The sequence below is a fragment of the Agrobacterium sp. B1(2019) genome (assembly GCF_008274755.1).
GTDB lineage: Bacteria > Pseudomonadota > Alphaproteobacteria > Rhizobiales > Rhizobiaceae > Agrobacterium > Agrobacterium salinitolerans.
Genome location: NZ_VTPB01000001.1, coordinates 135,647 through 155,920 on the forward strand (window position 1 = coordinate 135,647; position 20,274 = coordinate 155,920).

Genomic DNA, 20,274 nt, shown 5'->3' on the forward strand with positions numbered 1-20,274 from the left:
ACGCCCGGAAGCATCATGCCTTACGGGACACCGGCGCTATTGTCGCCATCTGCTGCAACGTCCGCTCGTTGATGCGTTTGGCCCGCGCCAGCGCATCGTGGCGATCTTCCGGCAGTGTATAGGTCATATAGGACAGCGAGGTTTCGAGGTCGTTGTTGTTATGTCCGAGAATGGCGGCGAAATAGCTGTTCTTGGTGACGTGCGGCGGCGCAAAATTGTGAAAGGCCACCTCGGCATAGAGATGCCGCAGGCCATAGGGCTTGGGAAGCTCTTCCTTCGGCCAGAGATCCTCGAACAGGTTAAAAACCGTGTCCCGGAGCAGCAGGCGGGTTTCCGATGAGAAATCGTCAATCGACATGCCGCGCCACATTTTTCCCTGCCCGCTTTCGCGCAGGCGCTTATAGGCGGCAAGAATGGTTTGCGAGCGGGCAAGCACCGGGATTTCATAGGTAATACCGTATTTCGTTCCTTCGCCCTGTTTCGTCTTGGCCTGGCCGTTGAACAGGAGGCTCCATTTGGAGACGCCCTTGCCATAGGGGGCAGGCGAAAACTCCGCCTGGGTAAAGACTTCGTAGGGGCGACGTCCGGTCATGCCGATCAGGCCGATGCCGATCATCAGGGGATCGGCCGACAGCAGCTTGTCGGCGCAGATTTTCAAAACCTGCCGGTAGTTCTCGAAGGTGATCAGCGCGCCGTGCTTCCTGGCGATCTTTTCCATCTTCACCCGCCGTGCATCGTCATACATCGCCGCGTCGCCGGTGGCGATCTTCAGCATTGGATGGTCGTCGCCGAAGGCCTCGCGGATGGCGTTGCGATATTTGGTGATGTAGGAGATGATCGTTGTCTGGGCCCTGCCCTTCATGGTGCTGATTTCAGCGTTCCACAGGGTCTGCATCTCTTCTTTCGTTCCCATGCCGTTCATCGCCGAAATGAAATCCGCGATGCGCAGCAGAACGGTCGGCTTGCGACCGGCGGTATTGAACTCCGCCCGTTCGATTTTCTCGACGATGGACGTCGCCACACCGGTCTTCGTATAGTCGGCCCGCGCAATATAGGTGTTCAGCCGCTCGCGCAGCTTCTTCATGTTGCAGATGGCAAGCGGCGTGCTCTTCGGCCCGAACTCGGCCTTTAGCGCATTGCGATATTTCATGATGTAGAGTTCGAGCGTCTTTTCGGTGCGGCCATTGTCGAAATGGTAGCGGACCTCGGCATCCCACAGGTCGCGGATTTTTCTGTTGCGCAGGGTCTCATCGCTTTTCATCGCCTCTTTGACCTGGCCGACGAAATGATCGATGCGTTCCACGAGGACTGGTGTTTTCGTCTTTCGCTTTAAAGCGGGCATGCGGCGGCTCCCTGAACCCGTCCGGAAATACAAAATCCATGGTTGGCGATCAACAGCAGCACGGTTGCGGAAATGTGATGAACATCCACTGCAGGCCGGTTTCTTTTGAATAATAGTTTAGGCGATTCCGCAAGCACGGCCGCGACGCGAAGACGCGTCGTCGATGCGTTCGCCGTCAAAGATTATCCGAGATGTGGAATATCGGCCTGTGGTGATGCAGGCTATTTCGGCAGCCGGGTCTTCAGCGATGTCACGATACGCTTGGCCAGCCCCTCATAGTCCTCGTCAAAATGGTGGCCGCCCTCGATGCCGACCGCTTCCACGCCCTTGGTTTTCAGGCCGGGGCAGGGGTCTTCATCTTCTTCTTCCGTGCCATAGATGCATTGCACCAGCTTCGGATCGATCTTGGCGATGTCGTCCACCGTCTTGCCGCCCTTGCCTTCACCGGCAACGCCAAGCCAGCCTTCGACGGAAATCTCGAAATCCACTTCGGTCGAAAGTCCCATCAGGGTCAGTTGCACGACATGCGACTTGTCGCGGTCAGGCAGCAGATTATAGGTGGCGGGAAGAATATCGGCGCCGAAGGAATAGCCGATCAACACCACATTGCGGACTTTCCATTCCTTGCGATAGGTGTCGATGATGCGCCCGAGATCTGTGGCGACTTCCTGCGGTTTCTTTTCCTTCCAGAAATAGCGGAGCGAATCGACGCCGATGACGGGTATGCCTTCCTTCTGGAAGGCGCCGCCCACTTCCTCATCGAGATCGCGCCAGCCGCCGTCGCCGGAATAGATCACCGCCATGGTGTCCATCACCGGGCTGGTTTCCAGAACCTTGATCGGCAGACCGAGCGGGCTGTCGGTGTCGCCTGCGGCGTCGATCTGGTCGGATAGCGTCTGGGTCAGAACCTCGTCCGCCTTGTCTTCCACATCCGTCACGTCGATATCGGGATGCAGCTTGACGAGCGCATTGACGTGGTCGCGGCCCTTCTGATCCGCGGCAGGCGTGAACAGCACGCTGACGGGGGCGGGCAGCGGGCCGTCGGTCAGGCCATAGACCGTTTCGCCATCCGCCTTGTCCTTGGTGGCGGGGGTGCAGAGGATTTTCTCAAGCGGCAGGCCGGCCTTGGGGTCAACGGCGATGGCTTCGCGGACGGTGGAGACGGGGCTCTGCGCAATCATCGCCAGCGCCAGCGTTCCGCCCTTGCCGATGCCGGTGAGGATGGGCTGGCGATAGCTGCTCGTGCCGGCTGTGCGTTGAATTTGCTGCGAGAGCGACTCGATGTCCGAGATCATATAGATGCACTCGTCGTCATCGGCCTCGAGCGCCTTCAGATATTCCTTGAAGTCGACGCCGACCACGGCGGCGCCCTTTTCCACCAGCGCCTTGGCGCGGGTCTCATCGGCGGCCGTCCATCCGTCCGCGTCGGAAATCAGGAAGACGCTGGCGAGAATTTCGCCATCCGGCACCATGATGTGCTCGGCGGGGATCATGCCGGTCTCGTAAGCGGGCTTGTCCTCAGCAAAAACTGCGGTGGAGGCAAACAGGGCGGAGGCGGCAAGGACCGCTTTCAACACGCTGGATTTTCTCATTTTCCGATTACTCCTCTGACGCCGCCGCTAATCAGAACCGTCGCGTCCATCAGCGCCAGAGCGGCGTCTGCGCCATTCTGCACGGCGAGGTAACGCGGTTCCCATTTCGGGTGGAACTTTGCCTTGAAGGCGCGAAGTCCCTTGAAGTTGTAGAAACGTTCGCCGTGTTCGAACAGCGTGCTGCCGATGCGGTCCCAGACGGGGGCGGCGTCGCGTTTCGACATGCCGGACATGGGGGCCATGCCGAGATTGAAGCTCGCATAGCCTGCCTCGCGCAGATATTGCATGATGCTGACGAAGAGAAAATCCATCGAGCCACGCGGCGCATCCGGCGAAAAACGCATGAGGTCGACGGTGGCTTCCTTTTTCGTGTCCGTCACCATGAGATTGGCGAAGGCGGTGATCTTTCCATCCTTGCGCAGCACGGCGACGGGTTGAGACAGGATGTATTCCGGCTCGAAAGCACCAAGCGAGAAGCGCTTTTCCCGGGTATTGTGGTGGGCAAGCCAGCCGTCGGAGACCTGTTTCAACTCATCCATAATATCCGCCACCTGCGCTTGCTCGACCACCTCGAAGGTCAGTCCGTCGCGCGCGCCGCGGCTCAGCGACTGGCGAAGATTGGCGAGCTTTCCGCCCTTCAGTTCGAATGCGGTGAGATCGACCAATGCCAGTTCGCCGAGCTTGAAGGCGCGCAGGCCCGCATCGGCGCAATGGGAGAGGAGAAAAGGCGAAATCTGGTAGAAGGCGGCGCGCGCGCCGGCACCACGGGCGGCTTCCACGAATTGCCAGACCAGATCGGGGAAATCATTCTCGTCACCGACCGGATCAGCGAAAGCGATCCATGAGCGGCCCTGAATCCCATACATGATGAAGGCGTTGCCGTTTTCCGAAAACATTACGTGTTTGTCGCCCATGCGCACCAGATTGGCGTCGGCCGCATCCTGCGTCATGACGATACCGGTCGCTCTCGTGACGTCGTCGGCCTTGATGGCCTCCGGCCTGAAGGCCACCGGCCGCATCAGGCTGAAGATGGCTATGGTGGAGGAGGCGAGCACGAGGCCTAAAAGGGCGCGCAATCCGCGCGGCGCTTCCTCGGAGAATTCGAACTGCCACCATAATGTCTGGCTGTAATCCGTATCGCGATAGACGAAGAGCAGGATTGTCGCCGCGCCCGCAATGATCACGGCCATGGCGGCGAGCCAGCTTGGCCCCAACGCCTGCTTCACCAGCGAGGCATGGCGGTTGAAGCTGCGCATATTGACGGAAAGGGCCACGATGAAGACGCCGAGGATGGCGGCTTCGAACACGGCGATGGCCTTGACGAGCGAGAGGACCAGCGCCAGCGAGGCGGCTACCAGCGCAATCCACCACGCGCCGTCCAGCCGCTGCCCGAGGCCGCGCGAGGCGACGACAAGTACGAGGCCGAGAATGCTTGTCAGAAAATGCGCGGCCTCGACGATGGGAAGCGGCACGAAATTGGAGAGGAAATCCAGATTGCTGTCCGGTGTCGGCGTCACGCTCGAAAAGATCAGCATGGCACCGAGGATCATCGCGAAGGTCGATAACAGCGGCGGCGCGAGCCTGACGGCAAGCTGGCTGATATCGGAGACAACAGGCTTTGCCGCGAACTGCTTCATCTCCGAGACGAGCATGACCAGAATGGCCACTACCAGCGGCAGCACGTGATAGATCACGCGGTAGAGAACGAGGCTGCCGAGCAGCTGATCGACGCTGATGGCGTTGCCAAGCCCCGCAACCATGACGGTTTCGAAGACGCCGAGGCCGGCGGGCACATGGCTGAGGACGCCAAGGCCGACGGCGGTGGCGTAGATGGCGAAAAATGTCGGCCAGCCGAGATGTGTGTCGGGCAGGAGGACATAAAGCACGGAAGCGGAAGCGGCGATATCGAAGGCGGAGACGAGGAATTGCCGCGATGATGTCCGGCTGTCCGGAAGGCGCAGACGCCATGCGCCGAGCCGGATGACGCGCCCGTTGCGCCCGACAAAGGCCGCCGCCACGAGAACCGCGATTATGGCAAGCGCCGCACCTCTGAGGATAGCGGCATCGACGTCGATGATGGCGGCGATGCGCGGCGCGACGATGAAGGTGGAGATGGCGCTGACCGAAAGCAGCCCAAGCCCGAAGGACAGCGTGATGAAGGCGATGACGCGGGCGATTTCACCCGGTGAAAGACCTAGCCGGGAATAGGCGCGAAAGCGGATCGCACCACCGCTCAAGGGGCCGAAACCGGCGGTATTGCCAATGGCATAGGCCGCAAACGCTGTTGCCGCCATGGGCGGAAAGGGCAGCTTGCGCCCGATATATTCGATGGCATTGGCGTCGTAGAATATCAGCGCCAGAAAGCTGAGCCCGGTGAAGACGATGGCAAGCAGCACCGCCGACGCCGAGGTCTGCGTCAGCGCATCGATGACGTCGTCATAACGGACTTCGGAGGTCAGGTGATAGATGGCGAACGTCATCATCACGAAAACCAGCGTGATGGCGATCGCGGTCAGATAGGGGCGGTTTCTGGCAAAAAAGCTTTCAACCGCAGATTCCGTAACATCGGTTTGTGTAATTTCGCTCTTGTCTGCCATTTATTTTGCCCAGCGCCAGTTCCTGTTGGCGAACCACAGGATTGTGTCGCTAATTCGTTGCGGTTGAGGAAATGTGATTAGCAGAAAAGCATGAAGTGTCGATGTGAACTTTGTCGCCGGTTATTCGGGAATAACCGGCAGTTTAATCGCGCAAATACAACTGAAGAATGCAATATTTTGGAGATCGTTCCCAAAGGGACAAAATTGACCGCGGCGGTTGCCTGGTGGCGGTGTTTGATGCCATTACACGCTCCTTTTGATTGAAGGAGATGCAGATGAATACGCCATCAAGAATAGCGCTTTCGCTGGTTGTCGCCCTCGTGGCGGGCGGCGGATACATGGCGGTGGACAAGATGCGCGGCGCCGAATGGGTCGTTTCGCCGCAGCAGATTGCGGAGGCCAAGGCGAAAGGGCAGATGGGTTATGAATCCCGTCCGGGTACCGTGACCGTGTTGCCGATCCGCAGCGAGACGGCGGATGTACTGCCGATGAAATGGGCGATGATCGGTGTCGTCGCCGGGCTTCTGGCCTTCCGGGCAAGCGGCAGGAAAAAAGCGGCAAAGGCTTAACGGCCTGCCGCTTGATGTCTCCGGCGTCCTGCGCCGGAGATGCACTTGATGGGAGGTCTTACGCGCCCCAGGTCTTTTCCAGCATGCGAATCCAGTTGCCGTGGCAGATTTTGGCAAGCGCCTCGTCGTCATAACCACCCTTGCGCAGGGCTTCGACCAGCAATTGCAGGTCGGCCGCATCCTTCATGGCGGCGGGAATGGTGGTGCCATCGAAATCCGAACCGAGCGCGACGTGGTCGATGCCGATGCGGTTGACGATATAGTCCACATGGCGGACGAGTTCGTTGAGATCGGTATCCGGGTTCTTCACGCCGTCCTGGCGCAGGAACAGAACGCCGAAATTGATGCCGGCAAGGCCGCCCGTGTCGCGGATGGCATCAAGCTGGCGATCCGTCAGGTTGCGGCTGTGATTGCAAAGCGCATAGGCGTTGGAGTGCGACGCCACCAGCGGCGCGTCGGAAATCCCGGCAATGTCCCAGAAACCCTGCTCGTTCATGTGCGACAGGTCGACCATGATCTTCAGCTCGTTGCATGTCTTTATCAGCCGCTTGCCGGCATCGGTCAGACCGGGGCCGATATCCGGCGTCGAGGGGAAACGGAACGGAACGCCGTAAGCGAAGATGTTCGGGCGGCTCCAGACCGGCCCAAGCGTGCGCAGGCCCGCTTCATAGAGAACGTAGAGCGCATCCAGATCGGCGCCGATCGCCTCCGCACCTTCGATATGAAAGACGGAGGCGAAAGCGCCTTTCGTCATGGCGTCGCGGATATCGGCGGCCGTGCGGCACACCTTCAGTGCTCCCTTCGACTGCGTCTCGGCCCGCAGCAGAAGGCCGGCCATGGCGAGCGTCGCCTTCAGCGCATCCGCCTCGGCAGGCGTCGGGTAATCGCCGTTGGCGTCCTTGTCCATGCTGGGCGAAGGCACATAGGCGGCGCAGAGGCCACCGGCCAGCCCGCCTTTCTTGGCGCGCGGCAGGTCGATGTGGCCGACGGTATCGCCTTCGATGAGAAGCGTTTCGGGGGAAGCCTTGCCCGATCGCCATAACCGCAGAAGCACGTCGTTGTGGCCGTCGAAGACGGGTACGGTTTTTTGATCGGTCATGGTCATTCACCTTCGGATAGGGGGAGGGCGCGGACGCGCGTCCATCAGACTTTTGTGAATTGGTAGAGGAAAGGTCAAGGCGGGGGCAAATGCAATCCGTGCATAGGCTCTGCCAAATTTGGAATTGGTCGGGCCTCGTTTGCTCGTGGTAATCGCGGGAAAACATAAAAAAAATGACTGGATTGGGGCAAACCCAATGTTTTCCGAAAAATAAGGTCCGAAAGGGGATTTTCGATGATTTCAAGACGCAACCTGCTGATCGCCGGCGCTGCCGTTCCGTTCCTGTCCTATGCGCGCATTCCGGCCTTTGCCGCGACGCCCAAGGATATTCTGGTGGTCGCCCAGCAGCTGGACAATATGACGAGCCTTGACCCGCATGAAGGTTTCGAAGCCGTCGGCGGTGAAATCATCTCCAACATGTATCAGAAGCTGGTGCGTGCAAACCGTGAGGATTCCACCAAGGTCGATCCGGTTATCGCGAAATCCTGGGAAGCCGATGCGGACGGCAAGGTTTTTACCTTCACGATCGGTGACGATGCGACTTTCTCCAGCGGTGCGAAAGTCACGGCGGAAGACGTTGCCTTCTCGCTGCAGCGCGCCATCAAGATGAACAAGAGCCCGGCCTTCATCATCGGCCAGTTCGGCTTCACGCCTGAAAATGCCGAGACGACCATCGTTGCCGCCGACGACAAGACGGTAAAGCTGACGACGGCCAAGCCGACCGCCATCTCCTTCCTGCTCTATTGCCTCTCCGCCAATATCGGCGCGATCGTTGAGAAGAAGGCTGTCCTTGCCAATGCGTCCGGCGAAGACCTCGGCAATGGCTGGCTGCAGAAGAACAGCGCCGGTTCCGGCGATTTCATGCTGCAGGCCTGGAAGCCCAGCGAAAGCGTCGCGCTGACGGTCAACCCGAATGGTCCCTACAAGGGCAATATCAAGCGCATCGTGCTGCGCCATGTTACCGATCCGTCTTCTCAGCTTTTGATGTTGCAGAAGGGCGATATCGACATTGCCCGTGACCTGACGTCGGAGCAGCTGCGGACCGTCAAGGACGACGCCAATATTGAGCTGCAGCGCAAGTCCATCGCCTCGCTGGTGCTGATCTCTCTCAACCAGGGCAATGAAAACCTTGCCAAGCCGCAGGTCTGGCAGGCCATCAAGTGGGCGCTGGACTATAAGGGCATGCAGGAAAACATCGTGCCGCTGACGCACGAAATCCACCAGAGCTTCGAGCCGAAGGGCTTCCCCGGCGCCGTCAACGACACGCCGTTCCAGCGCGATGTCGAAAAGGCCAAGGCATTGATGGCCGAAGCCGGCCTTGCCGATGGTTTCGAGATCACCATGGATCACTATTCCGCCCAGCCTTACCCGGATCTGGCACAGGCGATCCAGGCGAACCTTGCCGATATCGGCATCAAGGTGCGTCTGCAATCGGCAGAGAACCGCCAGGTTCTGACCAAGATGCGCGCCCGCGAACACCAGATGGCGCTTTCGGCCTGGGGCACGGATTATTTCGATCCGCATTCCAACGCCGATGTCTTCAACATCAACAAGGACAATGGCGACGACGCCAAGTCGAAGCCCTTCCTGTGGCGTTCGCGTTTCAAGAACGACGACTTCGCCGCCAAGGCCGAAGCCGCGCGTGACGAGAAGGATCCGGCAAAGCGCGTGGAGCTTTATGAAGCCCTGCAGCGCGAGCACATGGAGAACAGCCCCTTCGTGTTCATGTTCCAGACCACCAAGACGGCTGCCTTCCGCAAGGGCGTTTCCGGTTTCGAACTCGGCGTTCTTTCCGAAGGCAATTCCTACCACGATGCGAAGAAAGCGTGACATTGAACAAGCGCGTTAAAAGCATATCGTCTATACTGAGCAGCGTCCTCCTGACGCTGTTCGGTTTGATGATCATCACCTTCATGATCGGGCGGGTAATGCCCGTCGATCCCGTCATCGCGGCGGTCGGCGATAACGCGCCCGAAGACGTCATCGTGCGGGTGCGGGCCGAAATGGGTCTCGACCAACCGCTGGTCGTGCAGTTCTTCCATTATGTCTCGCAGGTTCTGCATGGCGATTTCGGCAATTCGATACTGACCCGCAATCCGGTCTGGATCGATATCAAGCGTGTTTTCCCCGCTACGTTCGAACTTGCTACCGCAGCCCTCATCCTTGCCGCTCTCATCGGCATTCCGCTCGGTGTCTGGGCCGCCGTGAAGCAGGGCAAGATCACCGATCAGGTTATCCGCGTCGTCTGCCTTGCCGGCCATTCCGTGCCTGTTTTCATGCTGGCGCTGATTTCGCTGCTCGTGTTTTACGCCACCCTTGGCGTCGCGCCGGGACCGGGCCGGCAGGACATCATCTATGACGGCATGATCACGCAGGTCACCGGCCTGATGACGGTCGACACGCTGCTTGCGGGCGACTGGGACGCCTTTTACGACGCCATCGCCCACATGGTGCAGCCTGTCTGCATTCTCGCCTATTTCAGCATGGCCTATATCACCCGCATGACGCGTGCCTTCATGATCGACGCACTGAAGGGTGAATATGTCATCACCGCCCGCGCCAAGGGGCTTTCGGCCAGGACCGTCATCTGGGGACACGCCTTCCCGACGGTCGCCGTGCAGCTCGTCACGGTTCTCGCGCTCACCTATGCCGGCCTTCTCGAAGGCGCCGTGGTGACGGAAACCGTCTTCAGCTGGCCGGGCCTTGGCCAATATCTCACTGTCTCGCTCATGAACGCGGACATGAACCCCGTCGTCGGAGCAACCCTGTTGATCGGCTTCATCTATGTCGCCCTCAACCTGCTCGCAGACGTGCTTTACAGAGTTATGGATCCTCGCGTTCGATGATGTTAGCTAATTTCAGAAACTGGGCGCTGGATGAGACGCCGCATTCGCGAACACAGGCTGCCTGGGGCAACCGGTATCGCATCTGGCTCAACCTCAAGTCCAACCCGCTGGCGGTGATCGGTCTGACGATCATCGTTCTCTTCATCGCGCTGTCGCTGCTGGCGCCACTGCTTGCCCCTTACGATCCGGCGACGCAGAACCTCGGCAACCGTCTGGCGTTTCCGAGCGCCGAACACTGGTTCGGCACGGATGAGCTTGGTCGCGACATTCTTTCGCGCATTCTCTATGGCGGCCGCGTCACGCTCGGCATGGTCATTGCCGTCGTCGTTCTCGTGGCACCCATCGGTCTCGCCATCGGCTGCATCGCCGGTTATTTCGGCGGCATCGTCGACACGGTGCTGATGCGGGTGACGGATGTGTTCCTGGCCTTCCCCCGCCTCATTCTGGCGCTGGCCTTTGTCGCGGCGCTGAAGCCGGGTGTCGAAAGCGCCATTCTCGCCATCGCGCTCACCGCATGGCCACCCTATGCGCGTCTTGCCCGCGCCGAAACCATGACGGTTCGCGGCAGCGATTTCGTCGCGGCCTATCGGCTGACCGGTGCTTCCGCCTGGCGCATCATTGCGCGGCATATTGCACCGCTCTGCGTGCCGAGTCTTATCGTGCGCATCACGCTCGATATGAGTTCGATCATCATCACCGCGGCAAGCCTCGGCTTCCTCGGCATGGGTGCGCAGCCGCCGTCGCCGGAATGGGGTGCGATGATCGCCACCGCCAAGCGCTTCATCTTCGAACAATGGTGGGTCGCCACCATTCCCGGCATCGCCATCTTCCTCGTTTCGCTCGCCTTCAACTTCCTTGGCGATGGCCTGCGCGACGTTCTCGACCCGAAGGGACATTGAGCCATGCTGGTCGAAATCGACAATCTGAAGATCGCCTTCCAGACCCGCACCAGCCGTTTCGAGGCGGTGCGTGGTGTCTCCATGAAGCTCGGCACTGAAAAGCTCGGCATTGTCGGCGAATCCGGTTCCGGCAAGAGCCTGACGGCGCGTGCGCTGATGAAGCTCCTGCCCTCCAATGCGGATATCCGCGCCGACAGGCTCGCTTTCGATGGTATCGACATACTCTCCGCCAGCGAAAGGCAGATGCGCCAGATCCGTGGCAAGCGGGCCGGTTTCATTCTGCAGGACCCGAAATATTCGCTGAACCCGGTCAAGACCATGGGTGCGCAGATCGCGGAAGCCTGGCGCGCCCATAAGGGCGGCAGCAAGCGTGCGGCCATGGAAGCGGCCATCGCGCTGCTCGATCAGGTGAAAATCCGCAATCCGCGTCAGGTCGCCTCATCCTATGCGCATGAGGTTTCCGGCGGGATGGGCCAGCGCGTGATGATCGCCATGATGCTCGCGCCCGATCCGGAATTGCTGATTGCCGACGAGCCGACCAGCGCGCTCGACGCCACGGTGCAGGCGGAAATCCTGCGGCTGATCGAGGAGCTGGTGTCGGAACGCGGCATGGGCCTCATCCTCATCAGCCACGACCTGCCGCTCGTTTCGCATTTCTGCGATCGTGTTGCCGTCATGTATTCCGGCCGGGTGATGGAGGAACTGAAGGCTTCCGAACTTCTGAAAGCCGAACATCCCTATACAAAGGGACTTCTGAACTGCATTCCCTCGCTGACGCATCCGCGCGAGCGTCTTCCTGTCCTCAACCGTGATGCAGCGTGGTCCAGCCAATGATCGATGTCGAAAACCTCCGTATCAAGTTCGGTGACCGCGAAGTGGTGAAGGGCGTTTCCTTTTCGGTGGAAAAGGGCGGCAGTTTCGGCATTGTTGGCGAAAGCGGCTCGGGCAAGTCCACCATCCTGCGCGCCATGGCCGGCCTCAATGAAAGCTGGGAAGGCCGCATCGCCTTTGCCGGCAAGGATGCACCGCTGCGTCGTACGCCGGAATTCTTCCGGCAGGTGCAGATGGTGTTTCAGGACCCCTACGGGTCGCTGCATCCGCGCCAGACCATCGACCGTATTCTCAGCGAATTGCCGCTGGTGCACGGCATGGACAATATCGAAAAGCGCATCCAGCAGGCTTTGTCCGATGTCGCGCTGCCGCAGGCGGTGCGGTTCCGTTTCCCGCACCAGCTTTCCGGCGGCCAGCGCCAGCGCGTGGCGATTGCCCGTGCACTGATTGCCGACCCGCAGGTGCTGCTGCTCGATGAGCCGACGTCGGCGCTCGATGTTTCGGTGCAGGCGGAAATCCTGAACCTGTTGCAGGACCTGCGTTCCGCGCGCAATCTCACCTATATTCTCGTCAGCCACAATCTGGCTGTCATTGCGCATCTGTGCCCGCAGGTGGGCGTGATGCTGAACGGGGAAATGGTGGAGCAACTGAGCGCGGGTGATCTGCGCGAGGGACGGACGAAACATCCGCATACGGAAGAATTGCGCAGCCTGAGTATCCGGCTGGAAGAACCGGCCTGACGGCCGGTTACCTAGCTTACGTTACATATGGATCGAGCGGGTGCCGCTCGCTTCTTCTCCCCGAGGGGGAGAAGTCCGCGGCAGCGGGATGAGGGGGCAAGCTCTCCGAAATCCGGCAACCTTGCCCCCTCATCCGACCCTTCGGGCCACCTTCTCCCCGGCGAGGAGAAGAAACAAGCGGCGATGGCGGGGCTTTCCGCAACCACCACAGACACGAGACCGAACAATGTCACAGAAACTCGACTGGAACGCCGCATCAACGCTTGCCGAGAGCTTCGTCTCGCAATGGGCGGGCGACGAGCCGGGCGGGGCGGTCATCGGTTTTGATCTTGATGGCATCCGTTTTGCCCATGCGGGCGGCGTCGAAAGCCTTTCGACCTTTGCGCCTTTCACGCCGCAGAGCGTGGTACGTTATGCCTCCGTCACCAAACATGCCTTCTGCGCCATGGTGCTCGCCCATGCCGATCTCATCGGGCTGGACGATCCACTTGGCAAACACCTGCCGGACCTGCAATCGCCTCTGCGCGATGTTACGGTCGGGCAGGCGCTGGATATGAGCGGCGGCCTGCCGGATACGCGCGAGTGCCTCTCTTTGCTTGGCCTTTCTGTCTATACCGAAACGAAAGCCGGACCTCTCCTCGACTATCTCTCTCGACTGACGAGGCTGAATTTTAATGCCGGCACCGAGGTTTCCTATTCCAATACCGGTTATCGTCTGGTGGAAGCGGCGCTGGAGCGCCGGGGTTTCCGTTTCGATGATTTCGTGCAGAAACAGATTTCCGGCCCCTTCGGCGTGTTTCTGAAGGCGCCGGATGTCTGGAACGATCCAGTCGACGGGCTGGTGCCGGGCTACTGGAAAGCCGAAGACAACTGGCAGCTTTCGGCGGCTGGCCTGCATATTTCCGCTTCGGGTAGCCTTGCGGGCAGCGCCGAAGCACTTACTCGTTGGTTGCAGGGTTTGATGCGGGGCGAGGGCAGCTTTGCGGGTGTTCTCGACAGGCTTTCGTCTGAGCGGCCGCTCGCCGACGGACGGATGAGCGACTATGGCCTCGGCCTGCGCTGGTCGCATTTGGGCGAGCGCCGGTTTGTCGGACACGGCGGTTCGCATCCCGGCTACAAGACTTACTTCCTGCTCGACCCTGAAAACGGCACGGGATTCGTCGTGGTATCCAATCGCGAGGATACCAACGGTTTCAAGATCGCGCTGGAAAGCATGGCGACTTTGACCGGTCTGCCTTTGCCCAAACCTGCCGCCAGCCTGCCTGATGGTCTTTATGTGACCGAAAGCGGGCCGTGGTGGCTGGAGATCAAGGGCAGCACCGCCACCTTCATCGATGGCGACGACACGCTTTATGAAGATGTCGATGGTTGGGTTTCTTCCCGTTCCGCTTCATCTCCCATGCGTCTCAGGTTAGACGGCGATGCGATTGTGGGCGAGGCCGGTCATGCCGCGCGCCGCTTCCTGCCTGTTACCGATCACGGCGTCCCGGATGATCTTTCGGGCGCATGGCATTCGGATGAGGGCGCGGAATTTTCGATCGGCGGTTCCTCACTGAATATGGGCATCGGCCCGACCCGCCGCAGCATGCCGCTCAAGGCGCTCGGCAATGGCCGTTTTCTCTTTACGCTCACCGATGGGCCCTGGACGAAGCGGGTCTGCCTCAACCGGCTCAGCAACAACCGGATCGAACTCGTCTCCAGCCGGGCGCGGATGATCGAATATTATCGCAGCCGTTAGGTCGTCCGGCCGATCCGGCGATTTGGCCGCAGCCCTGCGCCTTACAAGAGGGTTTCATTCACGCCTCATTGCACCTAATAAAGACGCTTCTGAATAACCGGAAAGATTTTTTGTTGGGAGTATGAGCCGTGGAAGTCAAATGGCTCGAGGATTTCCTGGCGCTGGCCGGAACGCTCAATTTTTCGAAGGCGGCGGATGAGCGGCATGTGACGCAATCCGCCTTCAGCCGGCGCATCAAGCAGCTGGAAGCCTGGGTGGGCGCGACGCTGGTTGACCGCGCATCCTATCCGTCACGACTGACGGAGGCAGGAGCGAAGTTCGTGCCAGTGGCGCAGGAGACGCTGAAACAGCTCTACCATGCGCGGCGCACCCTGTTGCAGGAAGATGGCGAGGATGCGAAGACCGTACGGCTGACCGCCCTCCATACCCTGTCCTTCACCTTTTTTCCTGACTGGTTGAAACGGGTGAATGACACAGCTGGCCCCCTGTTTTCCGTGCTGCGGCCTGACTCCGGCAGCATGGAGGAAAACCTCAACTCGCTGGTGGACGGGCAGAGCGATTTCCTTCTGACCTATGCCCACCATGAAGTACCGATGCTGCTTGATGCGCAGCTATTCGAATTTCGTGTGCTGGGTGCAGAGAATATAATTCCGGTCTCAGCCCCGACCAAGGATGGCACGCCGCTGCATGCGCTGGTCGAAAATGCGAAAAAACCGTTCGCCTATCTGGATTACGAGAAAGCATCGTTCTTCGGGCCGCTGCTGCGCGATCTCTTAAGCGCAAGGCTGCCGCAATTCGAGCGGGTTCATGAGGGCAGCATGTCGGTGGGGCTGAAGGCGATGGCGATGGCCGGATGGGGGGTCGCCTGGGTGCCGGAAAGCCTGATGCGCCACGAGCTGGATAGCGGCGCTCTGGTACGCGCCGCCGATCCGAGTTTCGACATTGCCGTCGATATCAGGCTTTATCGTTCAAAGGAGAACCGCCGGCCCGTTGTCGAGCGCATATGGGCGGTTCTCGAAGACTAGAGCCTGTTTAGATGGCCGTGCGGCGGGCGTTTTCGAGGTAGAGCGCGCGCAGGCGGCTCACCATCGGGCCGGGCTTGCCGTTGCCCACCGGCTTGCCGTCGATCTTCGTCACCGAAACCACGAAGTTGGAGGCGCTGGTGAGGCAGGCCTCGTCAGCATTCAACGCCTCTTCCAGCGTGAAGGGTCGTTCTTCCAGCGTGAAACCGGCTTCCTTGGCCAACTGCAGGGCGGCGAGACGGGTGCAGCCGGGCAGGGTCTTGTTGCTGTTGCCGCGGGTGATGATCTTCTTATCGGAAGTGACGATGTAAGCGGTGGAGGACGCGCCTTCGGTCACGAACCCGTCTTCGATCATCCACGCCTCGTCGCAGCCTTCGGCCTTGGCGATGCGCTTCGCCATGACCTGCGGCAGCAGGCAGACGGTCTTGATATCGCGGCGTTCCCAGCGCTGGTCGGGAACCGATTTGACGGCGATGCCGGCTTCTTCGACCGGTGTGCCGATGAGCTTCTTGGCCTGGGTGAACATGACCAGCGTCGGCTTCAGATCGGCGGAGAACAGGAAGTTGCGGTCCTCGGCGCCACGCGTCAGCTGCAGATAGATCATGCCTTCAACGAGATTGTTGTCGGCGATCAGGCGGCGCTCGGCTTCAACGATCTCCTTCGTGGTGACCGGCAGGGGCACATCGATCTCACGGGCGCTGCGCTCCAACCGGGCCATGTGCAGGTCGCTGTCGATCAGCTTCCCTTCCAGAACTGACGTGACTTCGTAAATTCCGTCGCCGAACAGGAAACCGCGGTCGAAGATGGAAAGGCGGGCGTCTGCCTCGGGCAGGAATTCGCCGTTGACGTAAACGATGCGGCCGGATGGGCTGGTCATGAAAACTCCGTCTGGAAATGTCAGGCTGAAAGAAGGGTTTTAAGGGTGTCGATGGAAATGGCCTCGACCGTGGAGGCTTTGGCCGTTGCGGCATTGAAGCCCGTGGTCGTGGCCGCTGCGCAGAGCGAATTGAGGATTGCTTCCTCCGTTGCCTCTATCGCGGCTTCGAAAAGCGGCGAAATCGCATCGTTGGAAAGCTCAGGGTATTCCGTTACGGCCTTGCGGCGCGCCGGCGTGCGGCGTAGCCGCTCATCGGTGGAAAATGCCAGCGCATAATCACCGGAGCCATTGCTGAGCGCGGCACCCGTGCGTGCCAGTCCACCGAAGCTTCTGGCAGCGAGGCGCTTCAGATTGCGGGAGGAAAGCGGCGCGTCGGTGGCGACGATGATGACGATGGAGCCATCCTTGTCCTTGTGATCAGGGCTGACATAGGGCTTGCCGCAGACCAGCAGATGGCCGCCGTAATTGGACTGCACAAGGATGCCGATCGTATAGGTTTCTCCGGCAATCGTAACGCGGCGGGATGCGGTGCCGATGCCGCCTTTCATGCCGAAGGCTACCGTACCGGTTCCGGCTCCCACACCGCCCTCCGTAACCGGGCCTCCGGCAGCGTTTTTCAGCGCGGCCGAGATTTCCTCGATGCTCGGGCGGCCGGCGCGGATGTCGTTCAGGCGGGAATCGTTGGTTTCGCCGACAACGGCGTTGATCGAGACGACCTTCTCGTTGCCCGGCTGCGAAAGCGTATGGCGGTTGATCGCCTCTACGGCCCGGCCGGTTGCCAGCGTGTTGGTGAGGATGACGGGTGTTTCGAGTTCGCCCAATTCCTCGATCTGGGTGGAGCCGACAAATTTGCCGAAGCCGTTATAGACTGCGAAGGCGGCGGGCACCTTGTCCTGAAAGAGATTGCCGCCATGCGCAAAGATCGCGGTTGCGCCGGTGCGGATCGTCTCGCCTTCGATGACGGTTGAATGGCCGATGGTCACGCCTTCGACATCGGTGATGGCGTTGAGCGGGCCGGTTTCGAAATGGCCGGGCCGGAAACCGATATCGCGCAGTCTCGGGCGGGTCGTCTGATGCATCGGGCGATCACTTTTGCGGAATGCGGGCTGAATTCGGGACGTGTGCGGCTTGTGAAAAGCTTTGCTTGTCCGAACGTTAGCCTAGTTCGCCGGGAAACGGCATCGCAAAAATGGAATAGTTTTATGCGGGCAATGGATGCGTTCAGGAGGCGCGCATCGTGGCTTCGCCTTGACGCTCCAGCCATCGCTGCATCGCCTTTTCCGTTTCTTCGCGCGTCGGTGCGCCGATGCGGCCGCCGAAGACCGTGCATTTGAGCGCGGCGGCAACGGAGGAGAGGCGAATGGCGGCGCGGCTTTCCATGCCTTCGGCCATCGCCAGCGCAAACGTGCCGTGGAAGATATCGCCCGCCGCCAGTGTGTCCACTGCTTCGACCCGCATCGTCTCCTGAAAATGCACCGTGGGATCGCCGGCTTCCGTCCACCAGCAACCTGCGGGTCCGGCGGTGACGGCGATGAAGGTTTCAGGGTAGCGGGCATGCAGCACCGGCAGCATGTCTTTCACCGTTTCAAGCCCCGTCAGCCGGGCGGCGGCGGGTTCGGAAAAGACGATATGGCTCGCGGCTGGCGCAAGCTTCTCAAGGATTTCAACGGGTGCAACGTCCCCGTCGAGAATGGCCGGTTTTCCAAGCGTGCGCGCCACGGTGAGCACATCCAGCGCCAGTTCCGGCCAGCGCACATCCACCAGAACGGCGTCGAACGGCGCAATGTCTTGCGGCGTGCAAGGCCGCTTCTTTTCGTGCAGCCGATGATCGTAGAATGGCACGATCAGCCGCTCTCCCCTGTTATCGATGATGATCGTCGACAGCGCCGAGCGCGCACCGGCTGCGATGGTCATGCCGCTCGTGTCTATACCGCTTTCACTGAGATCGCGCAGGATGCGGGAGCCGGTTTCGTCATCCCCTACCGCGCCCCAGAGGCCGGCGCGGCCGCCCATGCGATGCACGGCATAGGCGGCACTGGACGCCATGCCTTCGGTGATCTGCAACATTTCATAGGGCAAGACCTTGCCTTCGCCCTTCGGCATGTCTGCCACGCGAAACAGGGTGTCGAGCACGGCGGCACCCACGCAGAGCACATGCTTGCCGCCCGCTTCCTTTACCATTCTCTCCGCTCCTGCCGTGTTCAGATGCGTTTGCCGCTGTCCTTGTCGAACAGATGCACGGTTGCCGGATCGATGGCAATGTGGATCGTATCGCCGAAGCGAACATTGAGGCGTTCGCGGAACAGGCAGGCGATGTCGTCGCCCTTGCAATCGAGTTTGGCGTAGATTTCCGAGCCGGTGCCTTCGACCAGTTCTACCCGGCCTTCGATACCGGTCTCGGCGGCGCGGATGTGTTCCGGCCGCACGCCGTAGACGAGATCGCGGCCGCCGAGCTTGCCGATATCGGCATGGACGGGCAGCGGCAGGCTGAGGCCTTTGGCGGTTCGAAACACGCCTTCCTCGACCCGGCCGCGAATGAAATTCATGGCGGGCGAGCCGATGAAGCCGGCAACGAAGAGATTGGCGGGATTGTCGTAAAGTTCGAGCGGCGCGCCGATCTGCTCGATCACGCCGTCATGCAGCACCACGATCTTGTCTGCCATGGTCATGGCCTCCACCTGGTCGTGGGTGACGTAGATGGTCGTCGTGCCGATGCGCTGGTGCATGGCCTTGATCTCGCCGCGCATCTGCACGCGCAGCTTGGCGTCGAGGTTGGAGAGCGGCTCATCGAACAGGAAGACCTGCGGATCGCGCACCAGCGCGCGGCCCATGGCGACACGCTGGCGCTGGCCACCGGAGAGCTGGCGCGGATAACGGTCGAGCAGTTTTTCCAGCCCGAGAATGGCGGCGGCCCGGTCCACCTTGGTCTTGGTTTCCTCCGCGCTCACCTTCTTCAGCTTCAGCGCGAAGCCCATATTGTCCTTGACCGTCATGTGCGGATAAAGCGCGTAGTTCTGGAAGACCATGGCGATATCGCGGTCGCGGGCGGGCAGGTGGCTCACCTCGCGCGGGCCGATGTGGATTTCGCCGTCGCTCAGCTCTTCCAGCCCGGCGATCATGCGCAGCAGGGTGGATTTGCCGCAGCCGGAGGGGCCGACGAGCACAACGAATTCACCATCCTTGATGTCGATATCGATGCCGTGGATGACGTTGACGGAGCCGAAGCGCTTCTGGACATTTTGAATATTGACCGGTGCCATATGGAGGTTCCCGTATTTCTTTGTTTGATGGTTCAGCCGCCCTTGACGGCGCCGGCGGTAAGTCCTGCCACGATCTGTTTCTGTGCGAACATGGTGAGCAGCAGCACCGGCAGCGTGACGATGAGCGCGGCTGCGGCCAGCGGTCCCCAGCTGACCTGTTCGAAGGACAGCATGTTGTAGACCGCGACCGGCAGGGTGCGCGTTTCACGGCTGGCCAGCACGATGCCGAAGACGAAGTTGTTCCACGAGAAGATGACTGCGAGGATAAAGGAAACGACGATGCCGGGCTTGGCAATCGGCAGCGCCACCAGCCGGAACACCTGCCAGGAGGATGCGCCGTCTATGCTTGCGGCCTCTTCCAGCTCCTTCGGCGTGGTCTCGAAATAACCGATCATGATCCAGACGACGATCGGCACCGTCACCACCAGATGGATGATGATCTGCGGCCAGAGCGTGCCGAGCAGGTTCAGCCATTGGAACAGCAGGAACAGCGGAATGAGGAAAGAAAGGCCGGGCGTCATGCGGGCGATCATGATGACGACGGCGGATTTTTCCGCCTTCAGCCGCGCAATGCCGTAACCGGCGGGCACGCCGATGACGAGCGCCAGAATGGTGGCCGCACCGGTGACGAGGACCGAATTCCAGAAATAGAGAAAGAAATTATTCTCCTCGAACACCTTCACATAGTTCGACCAGGCAAAGCGTTCGGGAATGAGGATCGGCGGATAGGCGCCGTTGTCGATTTCATATTTCAGCGACAGCGAGATCATCCAGATGAAGAACAGGATGACCGGCGAGATCATCACCAGCGCCACGAAGAACAGGCCGAGCCGGTCGAGATTTCTGCGTTTCAGGATTTTTG

The 20,274-nt window shown here is 60.3% G+C and carries 17 protein-coding genes; 8 read left to right on the top strand and 9 right to left on the bottom strand.

From position 1 onward, the window contains the following. Positions 1-13 precede the first annotated feature (13 nt). The 3 genes from AGR1_RS00620 to mprF all read right to left on the bottom strand — a co-directional run bounded on the left by AGR1_RS00620 (position 14) and on the right by mprF (position 5,531). Positions 14-1,342: a telomere resolvase gene (locus tag AGR1_RS00620; RefSeq protein ID WP_149145902.1), complete on the bottom strand. Its 1,329-nt coding sequence runs from the start codon at positions 1,340-1,342 to the stop codon at positions 14-16. A 221-nt stretch (positions 1,343-1,563) separates the two neighbouring features. Next, positions 1,564-2,934, bottom strand: coding sequence for a virulence factor family protein (locus tag AGR1_RS00625; RefSeq protein WP_149145903.1), 1,371 nt, complete (start codon positions 2,932-2,934; stop codon positions 1,564-1,566). Then, positions 2,931-5,531 (bottom strand): bifunctional lysylphosphatidylglycerol flippase/synthetase MprF, encoded by a 2,601-nt coding sequence (mprF, locus tag AGR1_RS00630; protein WP_149145904.1) that lies wholly within the window; start codon positions 5,529-5,531, stop codon positions 2,931-2,933. Before mprF ends, AGR1_RS00625 begins: the two co-directional genes overlap by 4 nt. 275 nt (positions 5,532-5,806) lie before the next feature. On the opposite strand from mprF, the gene AGR1_RS00635 reads away from it, so the two are divergent. Next, complete coding sequence (locus AGR1_RS00635) at positions 5,807-6,100, top strand: hypothetical protein (RefSeq protein WP_080789818.1); 294 nt, start codon at positions 5,807-5,809, stop codon at positions 6,098-6,100. 58 nt (positions 6,101-6,158) lie between these two features. On the opposite strand, the gene AGR1_RS00640 is transcribed toward AGR1_RS00635, so the two are convergent. Beyond that, positions 6,159-7,199 carry a dipeptidase gene (locus AGR1_RS00640; RefSeq protein WP_149145905.1) on the bottom strand — a complete coding sequence of 347 codons (1,041 nt, stop codon included), beginning with the start codon at positions 7,197-7,199 and terminating at the stop codon, positions 6,159-6,161. A 234-nt stretch (positions 7,200-7,433) separates the two neighbouring features. Here AGR1_RS00640 and AGR1_RS00645 point away from each other — a divergent pair, with 234 nt between their 5' ends. The 7 genes from AGR1_RS00645 to AGR1_RS00675 all read left to right on the top strand — a co-directional run bounded on the left by AGR1_RS00645 (position 7,434) and on the right by AGR1_RS00675 (position 15,278). After that, on the top strand, positions 7,434-9,029 hold the full coding sequence (locus AGR1_RS00645; RefSeq protein WP_080789819.1) for an ABC transporter substrate-binding protein: 1,596 nt from the start codon (positions 7,434-7,436) through the stop codon (positions 9,027-9,029). 2 nt (positions 9,030-9,031) lie between these two features. Then, positions 9,032-10,045, top strand: a complete 1,014-nt coding sequence (locus AGR1_RS00650) for an ABC transporter permease (protein WP_187772007.1) — start codon at positions 9,032-9,034, stop codon at positions 10,043-10,045. Beyond that, positions 10,042-10,944, top strand: coding sequence for a nickel transporter permease (gene nikC / locus AGR1_RS00655; protein WP_004433196.1), 903 nt, complete (start codon positions 10,042-10,044; stop codon positions 10,942-10,944). Before AGR1_RS00650 ends, nikC begins: the two co-directional genes overlap by 4 nt. 3 nt (positions 10,945-10,947) lie before the next feature. Then, entirely contained in the window at positions 10,948-11,778 is an 831-nt protein-coding gene (locus AGR1_RS00660) for an ABC transporter ATP-binding protein (protein ID WP_080789820.1), read from the top strand. Beyond that, positions 11,775-12,515 carry an ABC transporter ATP-binding protein gene (locus tag AGR1_RS00665; protein ID WP_149145907.1) on the top strand — a complete coding sequence of 247 codons (741 nt, stop codon included), beginning with the start codon at positions 11,775-11,777 and terminating at the stop codon, positions 12,513-12,515. The genes AGR1_RS00660 and AGR1_RS00665 overlap by 4 nt, the downstream gene beginning before the upstream one ends. Positions 12,516-12,741: 226 nt before the next feature. Further along, a complete protein-coding gene (locus tag AGR1_RS00670; protein WP_149145908.1) occupies positions 12,742-14,253 on the top strand; it encodes a serine hydrolase domain-containing protein in 1,512 nt (503 codons plus the stop codon). Between the two features lie 128 nt (positions 14,254-14,381). Next, a complete protein-coding gene (locus AGR1_RS00675) occupies positions 14,382-15,278 on the top strand; it encodes a LysR substrate-binding domain-containing protein (protein ID WP_149145909.1) in 897 nt (298 codons plus the stop codon). Positions 15,279-15,285: 7 nt separating this feature from the next. Here the strand turns inward: AGR1_RS00675 and AGR1_RS00680 are convergent, their stop codons facing one another. The 5 genes from AGR1_RS00680 to AGR1_RS00700 all read right to left on the bottom strand — a co-directional run bounded on the left by AGR1_RS00680 (position 15,286) and on the right by AGR1_RS00700 (position 20,266). Next, the gene (locus tag AGR1_RS00680) at positions 15,286-16,152 is read right to left on the bottom strand and encodes a D-amino-acid transaminase (RefSeq protein WP_080789823.1); all 867 of its coding nucleotides are present in this window, start codon (positions 16,150-16,152) and stop codon (positions 15,286-15,288) included. A 20-nt stretch (positions 16,153-16,172) separates the two neighbouring features. Further along, positions 16,173-17,231 (bottom strand): P1 family peptidase, encoded by a 1,059-nt coding sequence (locus AGR1_RS00685; RefSeq protein WP_149145910.1) that lies wholly within the window; start codon positions 17,229-17,231, stop codon positions 16,173-16,175. Positions 17,232-17,373: 142 nt separating this feature from the next. Beyond that, the gene (locus tag AGR1_RS00690) at positions 17,374-18,333 is read right to left on the bottom strand and encodes a sugar kinase (protein WP_149145911.1); all 960 of its coding nucleotides are present in this window, start codon (positions 18,331-18,333) and stop codon (positions 17,374-17,376) included. Between the two features lie 20 nt (positions 18,334-18,353). Next, positions 18,354-19,412: a sn-glycerol-3-phosphate ABC transporter ATP-binding protein UgpC gene (ugpC, locus tag AGR1_RS00695; protein ID WP_149145912.1), complete on the bottom strand. Its 1,059-nt coding sequence runs from the start codon at positions 19,410-19,412 to the stop codon at positions 18,354-18,356. A gap of 32 nt (positions 19,413-19,444) precedes the next feature. After that, a complete protein-coding gene (locus tag AGR1_RS00700) occupies positions 19,445-20,266 on the bottom strand; it encodes a carbohydrate ABC transporter permease (protein ID WP_169538611.1) in 822 nt (273 codons plus the stop codon). Between the last annotated feature and the right edge of the window lie 8 nt (positions 20,267-20,274).